This is a genomic window from Mycobacterium sp. NGS67, from assembly GCF_059812185.1.
In genome coordinates, this window is the sequence record NZ_JCALCF010000042.1 from 1 (window position 1) to 15,114 (window position 15,114).

The following is a 15,114-nucleotide window of genomic DNA, read 5'->3' on the forward strand; positions in this document are numbered from 1 at the left end:
CGAGGTCAGCGTCTCGGTGACCGGCGCTACCGGCGGCAGGCCCAGCATCTGGGCTCGGTCGGCGTCGAGGAAGTCCACCGGACGACCATCCAAGACTCGCACCCGACGAGCGTTGGCGATCGGAAGCCATTGCCCCAGTTGAGCATTGAAGTCTGCCGGCGAAGCGAAGCTGCGCCCGGGCAGAAATGAGGTCTCCAGATAGCGGTTGGCTCGCTCCACGATGCCCTTGGATTCAGGGTCATAGGGTTTGAGCTGCACCAGCCGCGAACCCAGCGTGCCCATCAACGCCGTGACCGCATCGGTCAACCGGCCGCGGCGCCCGATGCCGGCCTCGTTGTCCCACCACAACTCATGAGGCACTGCGGCGAAGCTGCCCGAGAGCAGCTGCCACATCCCGGCCACCAAATCCATCGTCTGACGTGAAGGCAGCATCACCGCGGCGATGAACCGGGAGAACGCCGCGACCATCACCAACACCGGCAGCATCGCTTCTTGGCCGAACCCGACCGCGATCCTGGGTGCCGGGAACCACAGGTCGCACTGGATCGCTCGCCCCGGCGGATGCTCGAGGCGATCCACCGGATCAGCAGGCAGGTACTCCGGGCGGATCGCGCGGACCCGCTCCCGGAACCACGAGATCGAACCCGTCCACCCCACCCGCTCGGCCAGCACCGTCGCTGACATCGTCGGGTAAGCCGACAGCAACGCCCGCATCCGCGGCTCCACCTCACTGATCGCCGACGGTGTCAAGGCCCGCTGATACTTCGGCGGCCCATCGTTGGCCAGCGCCGCGGCCACCGTGTCACGCGCGATGCCGAGCTGACGTGCAATGGCCCGCTGAGACAAATCCTCGCTGCGGTAAAGATGCCGGATCAAAGCCCAGTCTTCCAAAGAGATCACCCATCCAATCTGATTGGGTGGCCTACTTTTCAACCGTCGCGACTGGCCGGGTTTTCAACCGTCGTTAACACGACTGAACCACTACGACGTTCTCACCTCGTCTTGAAGTGGCCGGTAGGCAACGCGGAAGGCCTGTCGGTGGGGCCACAATCACCACCATGGGCAACTAACGGCCTCCGCCACCATGGCCGCCACCACCACCATGGCCGCCACCACCACCATGGCCGCCACCATGGCCGCCACCGTGGCCGCCGCCGTGGCCGCCGCCTCCCCCGTAGCAATACGGGTTCCAGTACCCGCACCAAGGGTCACTTGGGGAGGGTGCGGGCTGTGCTTGAACGCTCGCTGCCGCGCCGAGACTGGCCAGCCCAAAACCGACAGTGATAGCGATGGTCGCCGCCGCAGACATGAATCGTTGCTTCATTGGCCGCGAACTACGTGGCCCGATGGTTTTCAAGGACTTCAGGGGCAGAATTTTGATTTGGTTGTTCATGGGATCGTCGCTTTCTAGCGAGGGGCCGCACGGCGCGGCCGTTGACACGGGCAGCGGCCACCGGCCGTCGTGACAAGGCACAACAGCCTGGCGCTGACCAATCAGCGACGAGAAAGGCAGAACCGCGTCAAGAGGTCTTGACCGGTCAGGGCAGCGGCCAGCCCACGCGGCGGGCCCCGCCCCGTCAGCATCACTTGCTGGCGCAGTACACCTACGCCGGCGACCGCCGCCACCACGACAAGGGAAGCAAAGGTGGTGGCGGGTGAGACGGGCAGCACCCCGGTCTCGAACGCCCCGTGCTGGTGCGTGCCCGACGAATGATTGTCACGGTGTGCGGGGTGACTGCCGATTATGAATTCACTGCCCAGCGAGGGGGAGGTAACTAAAGCGCGCGCCTGATGAGCTGTGTGGGATACGGGCCGCAGCAGGTCGGAGTGAGCAGCGACGGCGAACATCCCCACCCCGGCCACCACTGCGACGAGGGTTCCCGGCCGGGACCGCCTGCGTACAGTTGAGACGCCTGGCCTGCGCCCAAGCCCTCGTATACCCCATACCCCTTAATGGTACCGAGGTCTCAACAGCTTGTCGAACAACGAGTAGGGCTCGATTCGGTGATCCTCCGCTGCGCAAAATAATGCGCCAGCGCACCCAGATCGCCCATGTGACCGCCGATCCCACTTACCGGACGGAGATCGCAGAAAAGTTGAACAGGCTTATCGGGTTCTTGGCCGAACCGATCCTCAAGCATCTCTCCGTCCACAGACGCTTCGATAAGCTCGCCATCAACCCCACAGGCCCAAGTGAAAAAACAAATATATGAAGAAAGCCTCAATATGAACGCACGCTATCTCGGCTTTCTCCGTTGTCCCCGGTGCGGAGCGGAAGCACCAGAAGATCGAGCATCGTTCGGATGTCCCCGCTGCGCCCGCGACGATATCGGTGTGAATCTCACCCCGTCTACGCGCTGACGGCAGGCCCCTTGCCGTGGGCGGAGTCCCAGTCCGGGGTCTTCGTATTCCGCGATCTACTGCCTTTGGCACCCGGCGATGCTTCGGTGACCTTGGGAGAAGGTCAGACGCCCGTAATTCCACTGAATCGGCTGGGCCCGCGGCTTGGACTACACAGACTCATGCTTAAAGACGAAGCCCGCAATCCGACCTGGTCATTCAAGGACCGGCTTGCGGCGGCCGATATCACAAAGGCGGTGGCGTTGGGGGCTTCAACGGTCATCGTCTCCTCAACGGGAAACCACGGCGCAGCCGTGGCCGCCTACGCAGCCGCGGCAGGGCTTAACTGCGTGGTTCTCACCTTGTCGTCGGTGCCGCGCGCGATGAGCACCCTGATGCAAGCCTATGGCGCCTGCGTCGTGGCGTTCGAGAAAGGCCCAGACCGGTGGTCGGTGATGCGGGAAGCGGTCGAGGCGTTCGGCTGGACGCCGATATCCGGAGTTGTGAGCCCCCCGATCGGTTCCAACCCGTTTGGCGTGGAGGGATACAAAACGATCGCCTACGAGTTGTGGCGCCAACTCGGCGAAACGCCCGACGTTATCGTTGTCCCAACAGCCTACGGTGATGGGTTGGCCGGTATTCGCCGGGGATTTGCCGACCTCACCGATCTCGGTCTTAGCACCCGGATGCCCCGGTTGGTCGCGGTCGACCCGTTCGGCGCCTATGCCCGCGGGCTGAAATCCCCGCAGGGAAAGCTGCCGACCGTTCCCACACGACCTTCAACCGCATTTTCGGTCGCTGCACGCGTGGCAACCTATCAGGGATTGGACGCAATCAGAGCCACCCACGGGACGGCAGTCACCGAACCAAGCAATGACGCGATCGTCCGTGCGCAACTCGAATTGGCTTCGCGCGAAGGTTTTTACGCAGAAGGCGCCTCCGTGTTGACGGTACTGGCGGCTCAGCAGCTCGCCGCGCGAACCTGGATTGATACTGACGAGAGCGTCGTGCTGTTGTCGACGTCGACCGGGTTGAAGGATCCCGGCTCGACGGCCAACCACCTGCCCGATTTGCCGGTCCTCGAACCCACCCTGACAGCCCTCGTGGGTGCGCTCCCGGCGGGCATGTGCCGATGACAACGCGGACTCTTATCCGGGATCACCCCGCCCATCTGTCCACAACGCGGCGTCTGCCGGCACAGGACAACACCGTCGTCGTAAGTACTTCGCAATGCGTCGCGGCAGAGCTTGGTCGCATGTTCGTAGGTCAGACGGGTACACGAGCCGCACTCCGACGCTCGAGATCCGCCGCTAGTCAAATCCATAACTCAGCCCCGTCGAGTGCGAAAATATTGCGGCGATTGGCAATTGGTCCACCGCGAACCACCACGCCGTGCCGACGGCTGCCTGAGGTTTCAGCTGGTTGCCGCGAGACACCATTCCGGGCCAGCTTCGAGACGATCACGTTCCGCGGCATTGACGGCGGGGCAGCCGAAACGAGGCAGGCCGGTGCCGGCGCCCTTCTGGAACCGTTGCGCCCGGCTCGTCCGGCTTCAACCAATCCGCAGGGTGACGGTGAACGCGGCGCCTTTGCCGATACCGTCGCTGGCCGCAACGACGCGTCCGTTGTGGGCCTCCACCAGCGCCTTGACGATGGCTAGTCCGATTCCGCCTCCACCGTAGCCTCGGTCGCGGGCGAGATCGGCTCGATAGAACCGTTCGAACACATGGGGTAGGTGTTCGGCGGGGATGCCCTCACCGCTGTCGACGACCGAAAGCGTAAGCTCAGCGCCGTTCACAGCCGCGCGGACTACGACACGGCCTCCCGGCGGCGTGTGGCGCAGCGCGTTGTCAAGCAAATTCCCCAGGACCTGAGATAGCCGTTGGGGGTCCCCCCACAGCGAGGGTACGTTCGGAGGTAACGTGGCGACTAGATCGACATGTTTGCTCCGATAGCGTTCTTGCGCCGCCGTCACGGCCGCATCGATCAACTCGCGCACGTCGATCCAGTCAAAGGCCATCGAGAAGGCACTCTCTTCGGCTTGGGCAAGTGCAGCAGTGTCCTCGGAGAACCGCACTAGTCGGCGGGTCTGGTCGCGCAGCATCGCGGTGGTCTGCGGGGTCAGCGACCGCACCCCGTCTTCGAGCGCGTCCACATAGGCCTCCAGAACCGAGACGGGGGTGCGAATCTCGTGGGCCAGGTCGCCGAATAACTGGCGCCGGGTAGCGTCGACGGTTTGTAGCCGTGCCGCCATCTGGTTGAATGAGTCAACGAGCGTGTCGAAATCCTCGTCGAGGCGGGTAGGCGAAACCCGGATGTCATATCGGCCGCGGGCGACCTCGGTCGCAGCGGCGGCGACCTCGGTGACCGACCGTTGCAGCCGACGGCTGACATACCAACTGACCGCCAGCGCCATCAACGCGGAAATGGCAAGGGCGCCGCCAACGGCCACGGCAGTGGCCTCTCTGTAGGCATGCGCGGCATGTATTTCCAGGAAAGAGTTGGCGGGCACCGCCTGATGCATGTGCTCCTTGAAAAGCCGCGGACCGACGACGGCGGCAATCGCCCAGGTGACGGCTGCACCGGCGGCGAGCACAAGTGTCTGGGCGAGCAGCAGGCGCAACCCGATGCCGGGTCGGCGCAAGAACCGGCGCGGCTTGGCACCCGGTGTGGTGTTGTCACTCATTGGCCAATTCCCATCCGATATTCGACGCCGGTCACGGCGATAGTCGATCGCGGCCCAATTGTTCGTCGCCGTGTTCGCTCAACTGCGTGCGAAGGACCTTGCCGAGCCGGTCTAGACGAGGTGATCTTTCCTCCCCGAGGTCTAACGCGGGTCAAACCTGTTTCGTGATGTGAGAGGTGATTCGGTAGACTGCCCTTCTGGGTCGCAGTCTAGGCCTATCGGCATTCCACACGAGTCAAGTTGCGTCCAGGGAGTGCACGAAGGCGACGCACCGAAATGACTGCCTGCTAGTCGGCCGTGGCCCCGGTGCCGACGTCCCCGCTCCCTGGCTGCATTGTGCGCGGTCGGCGCAGCATCGCGAGGATGCGCGCGACGAGTTCGCGCGGCCTGAAGGGCTTGGTCACATAGTCGTCGGCGCCCACCGACAATCCGATCAGTGTGTCCGCCTCGCTGTCGCGGGCAGTCAACATCACAACATAGGCATCGGAGAAGGTGCGTAGCTGGCGGCAGGCTTCAATGCCGTCCATCCCCGGCAAGCCCAGATCGAGGACAACGACATCAGGGTTGAACGCACGGGCTAAGGTGAGCGCATCGGACCCGTCATGAGCGATACATACTTCGAACTGCTCATGCTCAAGATAACTGGCGACCACTCCGGCTAGCGAAACTTCGTTGTCGACCACCAACGCCCGATGGCCCGCGCCGGTCACTGCAGTCTGCGGCACTGTCTCCACCCGTCCATAATGCCTGCTGCGATCATGCTGTATCAATTTTCCGGCGCTTGAGCCATGTCGAGGAAATCTTCGCACGTCCAGCGCTGGTGTCGCGGCGATCGTCCTCTTCGACTGGGAACCTGTCGGTGTCCTCGGATTGTCATGACCAAATTCGTACCGAGCCTGCTTCTGTCGTTCGGGCTCTCACCGCCCTGTGAATCCCCTGGTTCTGATGGAGGCTCGGTTTGTTGGATTCCGACCAGGGGTTGGTCGGTCCGTTTCGTAGCGTAGAACGTGGCTTCGAACTCTGCGGCTAATAGGTCGTTGGGGTAGTCGTGGAGTCGGCTGGTGTTGTGCCAGTGGACCCAGCCCAGGGTGGCCAGCTCGACGTCGGCGATGGTTTTCCACAGGCGTCTACATCAAGGACAGCTCCTTCACGACCTCAGATAACCAACGCGCGCTTAGGTTCTCGGTTCTCCTGTTCGAGTTCCTTGGTCTGTTGCGCTTCCGACGTCGACACTCCTGGGGCGTACCCGTCATCGATGTCGGCCTGACGCACCCAGGCCGCAGGAATTCGATGCCGTACCCAAGTTGACAGGCAACTCGGTGCATCGTCCCGCGTTCGGTGCCCAACTCGGCACGCAATGCACGCACCATCCGCACCGCACCGGCCTTTCTTCCAGGCCATACCGACGCGACGTCGGCTTTCCCCAGGCACCTGTTCCTTCGGCATAACTCCATCCTCGTTCTAAGGTCTGGAGCCCCCACATTTCCCAGCGCGATTCAGTGCGTTCTTTCGCAACAAGTAGGACTTCACGCAAGTTGTTGGTTCGTAATGCACAGGTCAGGTGTGCGGTTCCGTCTTTTTGGGGTCGCGGTGCTGTTACAGTCGGGGCATCGCAAGTTTCAGCGGCACCCCGACGAGCTTTCGCCTGAGGTACACCGTTCTCATGTTCGGCGCGGCGCTGGTACTCGTTTTGGGCGCCAGAGTCGCCCTGCCCTGTTGTGAAGTCTCCCCGGTCCATTCACACCGCTCGGTATCGGCATTTGCGGCTCGTGTTCTCGCTCTCGCCACTCACGACCATAGTCAGCATGAATCCATCTGCTCGTCGGACATGTCTGATGCCGCGGTCTTACCGCGGACCGCGCCGCTGGCCGGTTCCGATTTCATCGCCACGGCGGGCATCGCCATTGCCGGGTGGCTGGCGGCCATGCTGTCGCCAATGATGCGGCCGCCGCCCGGTCGGTTCACTGCTTCGTTGACCGGCAAACAGATTTTGTCCCGGTTGTGCATCACTCGTTGCTGACCGGTGATCGTCAGACCGGTGGCTCTGCTGCCATCACGGTTGGTGACTTCTGTCATTGTCAGCTGCCGCGCTGTGCCGCGGCTTTCACGCAGATGCGACGATCACATGAATCCTGCTCTATCTCCTGAGAACAACCGACCTATAGCGTCCCAGCCTGTTGCGTTGGGCACGCAGGGACGGGCGAACACGATTGTCGGCACCACGCCGGTGTTACGGGTGTCTGCGCCGTTCAGTGACCCGGACCGTGGCTTCTGGGCCAAGCTCGAGGGGCTTAATCCCGGTGCGATGAAGGACCGCCCCGCGCTGCACATGGTGGAACAAGCCCGCGCGCGCGGAGACCTCCTGCCCGGTGCGCGAATCGTCGAATCCACCAGCGGCACCATGGGCCTGGGTTTGGCGCTGGCCGGGACCGTCTACGGACATCCTGTCACCGTGGTCACCGATCCCGGCATGGAGCCGATCATCGAGCGCATGCTCACTGCCTACGGCGCCCGCCTCGATCTGGTCGCCGAGCCTGATCCGGTCGGCGGGTGGCAGCAGGCGCGCAAGGATCGGGTCGCCGAGCTATTGGCCGGCGATCCGCACGCCTGGTATCCCGACCAGTACAACAACCCTGACAACGTGGACGCCTACCGTCCGCTGGCAATGGAGATGATTTCCCAACTGGGGAATATCGACGTACTGGTGTGCTCGGTGGGAACCGGCGGACATTCGGCGGGGGTTTCGCGGGTGCTGCGCGAACACAACCCTGACCTGAAGCTGATCGGCGTGGACACCATCGGCTCCACCATCTTCGGGCAACCAGCCGCCAGCCGACTGATGCGCGGCCTCGGGTCAAGCATTTATCCCGGGAACGTGGACTATCCAGCCTTCAACGAAGCACACTGGGTTGCCCCTGCAGAGGCGGTATGGGCATGTCGTGCCCTGGCTTCGACCCAATACGTCAGCGGCGGCTGGAGTGTGGGCGCGGTCGCACTTGTCGCGGGCTGGGCCGTCCGAACACACCCGCGCGGCACCACCATCGCCGCGGTATTCCCGGACGGGCCGCAACGCTACTTCGACACCATCTATAACGACGATTACTGCCGCGAGCACGCTCTGCTCGACGTCAAGCCGCCGAGCGAACCGGCGGTGATCAATCACCCCACCGAACGCGTCGTGCAGTCCTGGACGCGCTGCCCCGTCGTCATCGACCCGGCCGCCGGAAAGCGTTGATGGGCTGCCTCCGTGTTAACGGTACTGGCGGCTCAGCAGCTCGCCGCGCGAACCTGGATTAATACTGACGAGAGCGTCGTGCTGTTGTCGACGTCGACCGGGTTGAAGGATCCCGGCTCGACGGCCAACCACCTGCCCGATTACCGGTCCTCGAACCCACCCTGACAGCCTTCGTAGGTGCGCTCCCGGCGGGCATGTGCCGATGACAACGCGGACTCTTATCCGGGATCACCCCGCCCATTCGTCCACAACGCGATGTCTGCCGGCACAGGACAACACCGTCGTCGTAAGTACTTCGCAATGCGTCGCGGCAGAGCTTGGTCGCATGTTCGTAGGTCAGACGGGTCCGCGCCGCACAGCATGCCCGCCGTGAGTCTCCTGCCGATCCTTGGTGTCGGTGATCGCGTTCCACGGAGGCATCGTCGAGGCGGCGGCGCCCTGGCTGAGGACTGCGATTGCGGGCGCGCCGGCGATTCTCAACTCGCTCGCCTTTGCTTAGTACCCCCTACAACGAGTCCAGCATGGTCTGCATGGTGTTGATCTCCTGCTGTTGGTTAGTCACGATCGATTGCGCCACCGCGATGGCCGGCGGGTATTGACCGGCATTGATTTCGTTTTGCGCCATGCTGATTGCCCCTTGATGGTGCTGGATCATCTGGGTGAGAAAAAGCTTGCTGGCCGCAACGCCCTGAGCGTTCTGCAGGGCCTGCATGTCCTTTTCGGACATCATCCCATCCATTCCGTTCATCCCGGGCATGCCAGTGTGGTTCGGCATCCCGGGCGGCGGGCTCTGCGGCGCCATGCTGCTAGGGACTGTCGACGTCGTTTGCTGACCCCACCCGCTCAGCCAAGTCTGCATCTGCTCGATTTCAGGTCCCTGAGCCGCCTTGATCTGGTTGGCTAGGTCCTTCACACGCTGGTCGATGTTCTGCTTGCCCAGGATGATGTCGCTCATCTGGATGGCCTGCTGGTGGTGGGGGATCATGCGCTGGGCAAACGTCACGTCCTGGCCATTATGCGCAGGCGAGGCCGATGCGCCGGGAGAGGCGGCGACCGTGGTACTGGTGCCGGCCTGATTGGTTGAGCTGTCACACGCGGCCAGGGTCAGTAGCGCCGCGGCCCCGGCCGCGGTAATCGTGAGCATTCGTTGCCCTATCATCTTTTGTTTCCTTTCCGGATTGAAAAGCGAGAGCCACCGGTGTACCCCGTGGACTTGTCTGCAGCCATACGCTGGTAGTGAAAATTGTTGCGTCGCTTCGTGGTTGAGACTTGTTGCGGTCGCTACGGTCGGGTGTGGGCGGTGAATCTGCGCAACCGCAGGCTGTTGGTGACGACGAAGACCGATGAAAACGCCATCGCCGCACCGGCCAGCATCGGATTGAGCAGCCCCGCCGCCGCCAGTGGCAGCGCGGCGATGTTGTAGGCGAACGCCCAGAACAGGTTGCCCTTGATGGTGGCGAGGGTTTTGCGAGAAAGCCGGATGGCGTCGGCCACCACCCGCAGGTCACCACGCACCAGGGTCACGTCACTGGCTTCAATAGCGACGTCGGTACCGGCACCCATCGCCAGCCCGAGGTCAGCCTGTGCAAGCGCGGCAGCGTCGTTGACGCCGTCACCCACCATGGCAACGACTTTGCCTTCGGCCTGCAACCGCTTGATGGTTTGGACCTTCTCGTGCGGCAGAACCTCGGCGATGACCCGATCAACGCCGACCTGGCTGGCGATCGTGGCGGCCGCAGCGTGGTTGTCACCGGTGAGCATGATCGGTGTCAAACCCAGCGTGCGCAGCCGCTGGACCGCCTCGGCCGAGGTCGGTTTGACCGCGTCGGCGACCACAAGCACTGCGCGCGGCTTGCCGTCCCAGCTGACCGCCACCGCGGTCTTGCCGTCGTCTTCGGCCCGGTGCATCGACTGCGTCAATTTCTGCGGTAGCTGCTGCGATGACTGCGCAAGCAGCCGCCGCCGACCTACCACCACCGCATGACCCTCGACAAGGCCCTGCACGCCGAGGCCCGCCACATTGACGAAGTCGGCCACGGCCGGCAGGTCACCGACTTTTTCCCTCGCGCCTGTGGCGATTGCTTTGGCGATCGGGTGCTCGGAGGAGTCTTCCAAGGCGCCCGCCAAGCGCAGCACCTCGTCGGGCCGTTCGCCGTCGGCGGTGATCACCGCCAGCAGGGTCATCGTGCCGGTGGTGATGGTGCCGGTCTTATCCAAGACGATCGTGTCGACGCGCCGGGTCGACTCGAGCACTTCGGGTCCCTTGATCAAAATCCCCAGCTGGGCGCCGCGGCCGGTGCCCACCATTAACGCGGTCGGTGTGGCCAGACCCAGAGCGCACGGGCAGGCGATGATCAACACCGCGACGGCCGCGGTAAACGCCGCGGAGACCGATCCGCCGGTGCCGAGCCAGAATCCGAGCGTCGCGAGCGACAGCGCGATGACGATCGGCACAAAGATGGCCGAGATCTTATCGGCCAACCGCTGCGCCGGGGCCTTGCCGGTTTGCGCGTCCTCGACCAGCCGGGCCATCTGCGCCAGTTGGGTCTCTGAACCGATCCTTCGGGCGCGCACCACGATTCGTCCGCCGACGTTGACTGTGGCGCCGACGACCGGGTCGCCGGGCCCGACTTCGACCGGCACCGATTCGCCGGTCAGCATCGAGGCATCCACCGCCGAGGAGCCCTCGATCACCACGCCGTCGGTAGCGATCTTCTCTCCGGGACGCACCACGAACTGGTCACCGACCGCGAGCTGGTCGATGGGGATTCGCTGCTCGGCGCCATTTCGGCGCACCGCGACCTCCTTGGCGCCCAACTCGAGCAGCGCACGCAGCGCAGCACCGGCGCGCCGCTTAGCCCGGGCCTCGAAGTACCGACCGGCAAGGATGAACGCCGTCACCCCCGCGGCGGCTTCCAGATAAATGTTGCCGGTACCGTCGCTGCGGGTGATGGTCAATTGGAATGAATGGGTCATGCCGGGCATTCCCGCCGTACCCCACAACAACGCGTAAATCGACCAGCCCAGTGCGGCCAGCGTGCCCATGGAGACCAGCGTGTCCATCGTGGCGCTGCCATGGCGCAGATTGATCCAGGCGGCTTTGTGAAACGGCCACCCGCCCCACACCACCACCGGCGCAGCCAGCGTCAGTGACAGCCACTGCCAGTTGGTGAACTGCAGCGCCGGAACCATGGCCATCGCGATCACCGGGACGCTCAGCGCCAGTACCACCAGCAGCCGGCGCCGCAGCGATGCGACTGAATCCGTTCTGACCGCGCCCTGTGCCCCGCCGTCGCCAAAGGATGGACTTGTTTGCGGCAGTGCCGCGGTGTAGCCGGCCTGTTCCACGGCTGCCACCACCCGATCGGGTGAAATGTCGTCGGCGTAGTCGACACTGGCCTTGCTGGTCGCAAAGTTGACCGAGGCGCTGACCCCGTCGAGCTTGTTGAGCTTCTTCTCGATTCGGGCCACGCACGAGGCACATGTCATTCCGCCGATCTGCATCTCGATGTGGTGCGTGAAATCGGTGGCGGTGCTCATGATTCACTTCCCTTACTGCATCCGGGGGTGGTTCAGCCAGCCAATTGGTAGCCAGCTTCTTCGACGGCGTTCTTCAGCGCGTCCGCGTCGACCGGGCCGTCGCTGTCGATGGTCACCGTGCCGCTGGCCACATCGACGTCCACGGCTTTGACGTGGGACACGTGGACAAGCTCCTCACGCACCGATGACGCGCAGTGGCCGCAGGACATCCCGGCAACGGTGACTGTCAGCGTGCTCATTGGTCTCCCCTTCTGTTTGATTCGGTACCCGACACCATACCCTACCCCCCATGGGTATTCAACAGCGGATATCGATGGTCGGCCGAACAGTTTTGTGACAGAGTCAGCACCGGTTGCGCAAGTGCAGCCGGCCAGCACCCATTGCCGAGTGGAATGGGCATACCTTAGCGGGGTACCGTACGACGATCAGGAACCCAACACGATCGACCTAGGAGGCAACAATGCCCCCAGGTGCGCGACTGACGGCCGCGCACCTCGTTGCGCCCTCCGACGCGCGTCGTGGCCTCGAGGTGAGCCCACGGGGTAGAGGCACAGCGTGGGCAACCAGCCATCTCGACTGTCGGCATGGGTCGATGCACGACGCGAAGCAGCTGTTCGCTCCGGTCGGGCGCGATCGTTCGTGGCGGTGCAATCTTGAACCGACGGGAGTTCTTGCACATGGGCGTCGCGGCAGCGCCAGCGACGGCTCCCCATCGTGCGTGCGACAACCAACCGGTTAGGAGCTGAAATGTACACGGGCGTGGTGTGGATGTTGCTGGTGACGGTGGCCGGCGTCGTGATGCTCTACGGGCTGCACCGGGTGACTGCCGGAGGACCCGGCGCCGAGGGCGTGTTGCCCTTTCATTCGGGATGGTCACCGCAGGAGCACGCGTTGTCGCGTTATCACGTGCGGTGGTATCTGGCCACGCTGATCTTTCTTGCCTTCGATGTCGAGATGTTGTTCATGTACCCGTGGGCGGTGGTGGTCGCGAAGATGGGCGCTGCGGCGATCACTGAAATGTTTTTGTTTCTGGCGGCGTTGCTGGTGGCCGTGGCGTGGGCGTGGCGGGAGGGCGCGCTGCGATGGGTGTGACGCAGTCGATAGCCCGGTACGCGGCCCGCCGGGCGCATGTTCTTATTGTCGAGGTTCCCGGCTATTGGGTGGTGCGTGCAGAGGCCGAAAACCGCCTTGTTGCCCGCGGGTGGCGCGCTGCTCTATCACCGGCCGATGCCGACATGTTGGCAGTGTGCGGTACGCCCGGACCCGAGTTAGCAGAGGCCGTGGAACGGGTGTGGGATCAACTGCCCGGGCCGCGGGTCCTCTTGGAGATACCGGTTGCGGAAATGGTCGAGTCGGCCCTCGATCGTGCCGTCGCCGAGTTGATCAATATCGACACCCAGCGCACCGACGCCCGCAATCGCACCCGGTCGTTAGTGCATGACGGTGATCTCAGTCGTAGCCATCCCGGCCATCAACAGCCAACACAGTGCGGAGCGATGAAGGACAGCGTCGCACAGCAGGCCGGCCAAAGGCAGTTGGACCACGACGCCCTGAACCACAGCGGCATGCCCCATGGCCAGGACCACCACAAGAACGACGATGCCGCGCACCATAGCGATCACGGGCACACAGATCACGGCGCCATGGACCACAGCGGGCACGGACACACGGATCACGGCGCCATGGACATGGCGCCTGGCGGCATCGCCTTGGCCGAAGGTGGCGAGGACCGCGACGGTCTGGAAATGGATGTGCTGCATGTGCGCTTGGGTCCGGTTCTTGCCTATTGGCCGGCTGGATTGGTGCTTGAGTGTTCGCTGCAGGGCGATGTGCTCACCGGGGCTGACGCGTGGGTCGTCGACAGGGACTCGGTGCGACACAACCCGCGACCGTATGTCCGCGACCAGCAGGTGCTGGCGGCGGCGCGACTCTGTGACCACGCCGCGAATGTGCTGATGTTGGCGGGGTGGGCGCGTGCGGCCGCCACTGCCCGAAGAACGCGCGACGCCCTCATCGACGAATCGGCTCTCGACACGGGCTGCTCACTGCTTGAGACCGTGCACCGTTGGATTACCCGGTCACGAATGTTGCGCTGGTCGCTGCGCGATCTCGCACCGTTGACCGTCGAGGACTGTGACCGCCTGCAGCTACCGACCACACTGGCCGGCGACTGCTACGACCGGCTCCTCGCACAGACGGACCTGGCTCGGCGGGTGTTGTGGGATCCCATGCTGTTGAACACGTTTCGCCCAACTTCCGACACGTTCGTCGCTGCGCTGCCGAAATTGGTGTGTGGCCTGGAGCTGGCGACCGCTCGGCTGGCCATTGCCAGTCTCGGTATCGATACCACGCCCGAACCTGCGGGCGGCCGGTGATGGCGCAGAACTCCGTCACGACGGTGTCCGGCGTGTGGGCGCTGGCCGCAGCGCTGCTGCTGTTGAGCCTGGGTCTGTATGCGGCGACCCTCGACGCCGTCCTTGCGACGCGCGGGGGCGGCAGCGGTGGGAGCGGGGCGAGTGTCGCAATTACCGAGGTGGCTCGGCTGATGCGGCAGCGCCGGCGCACCACGGTGGCCGCCGACACGCTGCTGTGGCGAATCGGCGCGGCCGGCCTGATCGTGGTGGCGTCGCTGATGGTCACTGTGGTCCCGTTAGGGCGGTGGGCGTTGTTCGACTTCGATTTGGGAGTCGTGTGGTTCAACGCGATGGACGCGGTGGTGTGGGCTTTGGTGTGGCTTGCCGGGTGGGGTCCCAACTCGGCTCATTCCCTTATCGGGGGCTATCGGTTCCTCGCCCACGGCCTGGGCTATGAGCTGCCGCTGATGTTTGCCTTGGTCGCTCCGGTGATCGGGGCAGGAAGTCTGCGCATCGGCGACCTGGCCGCTGCCCAGCACGCAGTGTGGTTTGCGGTGTGGATGCCGGTCGCGTTCGTCGTGTATTGCCTAGGTGTCATGGCCTTTTCGGTCTGGGGCCCGTTTTGCCCGGCGCTGGGCGCCGATATTGCCGGCGGTGTCACCGCGGAGCTGTCCGGGGTGGACCGACTGGTATTCCAGGCGGGCCGCTACGCGCTGTTGGCTGCCGGTGCGGCGTTCGCGGTGCCGATGTACCTGGGCGGCGGCGCGGGTCCGCTGTTACCGGGCTGGGCGTGGGTCCTGGTCAAAACGCTTGCAGTGCTGTCAGTGCTGGTGTGGCTGCGCGCCCGGGTGCCGGCGGTGAGACCGGACAAATTCATGGAGATCGGCTGGATGGTGCTGGTGCCGCTGACAGTCGTGCAAGACCTTGTCGTCGCAGTGATCGCAGTGAGGAACTGACAC

Annotated in this window: 14 protein-coding genes and 2 pseudogenes; 6 read left to right on the forward strand and 10 right to left on the reverse strand. The window is 64.1% G+C overall.

Going from position 1 to position 15,114, the window contains the following annotated elements; translation table 11 throughout:
- From istA to lpqS (AC5Y4D_RS25135), 3 genes are all read right to left on the reverse strand, one after another.
- On the reverse strand, nt 1-891 hold an 891-nt coding region (istA, locus tag AC5Y4D_RS25125), incomplete at its 3' end, for an IS21 family transposase (RefSeq protein WP_500038525.1).
- Nucleotides 892-1,050: 159 nt separating this feature from the next.
- Nucleotides 1,051-1,212, reverse strand: a complete 162-nt coding sequence (locus AC5Y4D_RS25130; protein WP_500038497.1) for a hypothetical protein — start codon at nt 1,210-1,212, stop codon at nt 1,051-1,053.
- 282 nt (nt 1,213-1,494) lie between these two features.
- Nucleotides 1,495-1,866, reverse strand: a complete 372-nt coding sequence (gene lpqS, locus AC5Y4D_RS25135) for a putative copper homeostasis (lipo)protein LpqS (RefSeq protein WP_500038498.1) — start codon at nt 1,864-1,866, stop codon at nt 1,495-1,497.
- Nucleotides 1,867-2,303: 437 nt separating this feature from the next.
- Between lpqS (AC5Y4D_RS25135) and AC5Y4D_RS25140 the strand changes: the two genes are divergently transcribed.
- Entirely contained in the window at nt 2,304-3,476 is a 1,173-nt protein-coding gene (locus AC5Y4D_RS25140) for a threonine synthase (protein WP_500038499.1), read from the forward strand.
- 416 nt (nt 3,477-3,892) lie between these two features.
- Here AC5Y4D_RS25140 and AC5Y4D_RS25145 read toward each other — a convergent pair whose 3' ends face one another.
- From AC5Y4D_RS25145 to AC5Y4D_RS25155, 3 genes and pseudogenes are all read right to left on the reverse strand, one after another.
- The gene (locus AC5Y4D_RS25145) at nt 3,893-5,026 is read right to left on the reverse strand and encodes a sensor histidine kinase (protein ID WP_500038500.1); all 1,134 of its coding nucleotides are present in this window, start codon (nt 5,024-5,026) and stop codon (nt 3,893-3,895) included.
- 335 nt (nt 5,027-5,361) lie between these two features.
- Nucleotides 5,362-5,760 (reverse strand): annotated as a pseudogene (locus tag AC5Y4D_RS25150) (response regulator transcription factor); the annotation flags it as partial.
- Nucleotides 5,761-6,193: 433 nt separating this feature from the next.
- Nucleotides 6,194-6,472 (reverse strand): annotated as a pseudogene (locus tag AC5Y4D_RS25155) (IS3 family transposase); the annotation flags it as partial.
- 217 nt (nt 6,473-6,689) lie between these two features.
- Between AC5Y4D_RS25155 and lpqS (AC5Y4D_RS25160) the strand changes: the two are divergent.
- Together lpqS (AC5Y4D_RS25160) and AC5Y4D_RS25165 are read left to right on the forward strand one after the other, a co-directional pair.
- On the forward strand, nt 6,690-7,046 hold the full coding sequence (gene lpqS, locus AC5Y4D_RS25160) for a putative copper homeostasis (lipo)protein LpqS (protein WP_500038501.1): 357 nt from the start codon (nt 6,690-6,692) through the stop codon (nt 7,044-7,046).
- 105 nt (nt 7,047-7,151) lie between these two features.
- Nucleotides 7,152-8,261 (forward strand): PLP-dependent cysteine synthase family protein, encoded by a 1,110-nt coding sequence (locus AC5Y4D_RS25165; RefSeq protein WP_500038502.1) that lies wholly within the window; start codon nt 7,152-7,154, stop codon nt 8,259-8,261.
- 336 nt (nt 8,262-8,597) lie between these two features.
- Here AC5Y4D_RS25165 and AC5Y4D_RS25170 read toward each other — a convergent pair whose 3' ends face one another.
- The 4 genes from AC5Y4D_RS25170 to AC5Y4D_RS25185 form a co-directional block, all read right to left on the reverse strand.
- Complete coding sequence (locus AC5Y4D_RS25170) at nt 8,598-8,741, reverse strand: hypothetical protein (RefSeq protein WP_500038503.1); 144 nt, start codon at nt 8,739-8,741, stop codon at nt 8,598-8,600.
- Nucleotides 8,742-8,766: 25 nt separating this feature from the next.
- Nucleotides 8,767-9,420: a DUF305 domain-containing protein gene (locus AC5Y4D_RS25175; protein ID WP_500038504.1), complete on the reverse strand. Its 654-nt coding sequence runs from the start codon at nt 9,418-9,420 to the stop codon at nt 8,767-8,769.
- Nucleotides 9,421-9,542: 122 nt separating this feature from the next.
- Nucleotides 9,543-11,801: a heavy metal translocating P-type ATPase gene (locus AC5Y4D_RS25180; RefSeq protein ID WP_500038505.1), complete on the reverse strand. Its 2,259-nt coding sequence runs from the start codon at nt 11,799-11,801 to the stop codon at nt 9,543-9,545.
- A gap of 32 nt (nt 11,802-11,833) precedes the next feature.
- A complete protein-coding gene (locus AC5Y4D_RS25185; protein WP_500038506.1) occupies nt 11,834-12,040 on the reverse strand; it encodes a heavy-metal-associated domain-containing protein in 207 nt (68 codons plus the stop codon).
- Between the two features lie 508 nt (nt 12,041-12,548).
- On the opposite strand from AC5Y4D_RS25185, the gene AC5Y4D_RS25190 reads away from it, so the two are divergent.
- The 3 genes from AC5Y4D_RS25190 to AC5Y4D_RS25200 are packed head-to-tail and all read left to right on the forward strand — an operon-like array spanning nt 12,549 to nt 15,111.
- Nucleotides 12,549-12,893: an NADH-quinone oxidoreductase subunit A gene (locus tag AC5Y4D_RS25190; protein ID WP_500038507.1), complete on the forward strand. Its 345-nt coding sequence runs from the start codon at nt 12,549-12,551 to the stop codon at nt 12,891-12,893.
- Nucleotides 12,884-14,176 (forward strand): hypothetical protein, encoded by a 1,293-nt coding sequence (locus AC5Y4D_RS25195; RefSeq protein ID WP_500038508.1) that lies wholly within the window; start codon nt 12,884-12,886, stop codon nt 14,174-14,176. Before AC5Y4D_RS25190 ends, AC5Y4D_RS25195 begins: the two co-directional genes overlap by 10 nt.
- Nucleotides 14,176-15,111, forward strand: coding sequence for a complex I subunit 1 family protein (locus tag AC5Y4D_RS25200; RefSeq protein WP_500038509.1), 936 nt, complete (start codon nt 14,176-14,178; stop codon nt 15,109-15,111). The genes AC5Y4D_RS25195 and AC5Y4D_RS25200 overlap by 1 nt, the downstream gene beginning before the upstream one ends.
- Nucleotides 15,112-15,114: the final 3 nt, after the last annotated feature.

Excerpts from the sequence above, each read along its gene's own strand:
- AC5Y4D_RS25140 (WP_500038499.1), top strand. The coding sequence starts at position 2,304 with ATGTCCCCGCTGCGCCCGCGACGATATCGGTGTGAATCTCACCCCGTC.
- AC5Y4D_RS25145 (WP_500038500.1), bottom strand. The coding sequence starts at position 5,026 with ATGAGTGACAACACCACACCGGGTGCCAAGCCGCGCCGGTTCTTGCGC.
- lpqS (WP_500038501.1), top strand. The coding sequence starts at position 6,690 with ATGTTCGGCGCGGCGCTGGTACTCGTTTTGGGCGCCAGAGTCGCCCTG.
- AC5Y4D_RS25165 (WP_500038502.1), top strand. The coding sequence starts at position 7,152 with ATGAATCCTGCTCTATCTCCTGAGAACAACCGACCTATAGCGTCCCAG.
- AC5Y4D_RS25175 (WP_500038504.1), bottom strand. The coding sequence starts at position 9,420 with ATGATAGGGCAACGAATGCTCACGATTACCGCGGCCGGGGCCGCGGCG.
- AC5Y4D_RS25180 (WP_500038505.1), bottom strand. The coding sequence starts at position 11,801 with ATGAGCACCGCCACCGATTTCACGCACCACATCGAGATGCAGATCGGC.
- AC5Y4D_RS25185 (WP_500038506.1), bottom strand. The coding sequence starts at position 12,040 with ATGAGCACGCTGACAGTCACCGTTGCCGGGATGTCCTGCGGCCACTGC.
- AC5Y4D_RS25190 (WP_500038507.1), top strand. The coding sequence starts at position 12,549 with ATGTACACGGGCGTGGTGTGGATGTTGCTGGTGACGGTGGCCGGCGTC.
- AC5Y4D_RS25195 (WP_500038508.1), top strand. The coding sequence starts at position 12,884 with ATGGGTGTGACGCAGTCGATAGCCCGGTACGCGGCCCGCCGGGCGCAT.
- AC5Y4D_RS25200 (WP_500038509.1), top strand. The coding sequence starts at position 14,176 with ATGGCGCAGAACTCCGTCACGACGGTGTCCGGCGTGTGGGCGCTGGCC.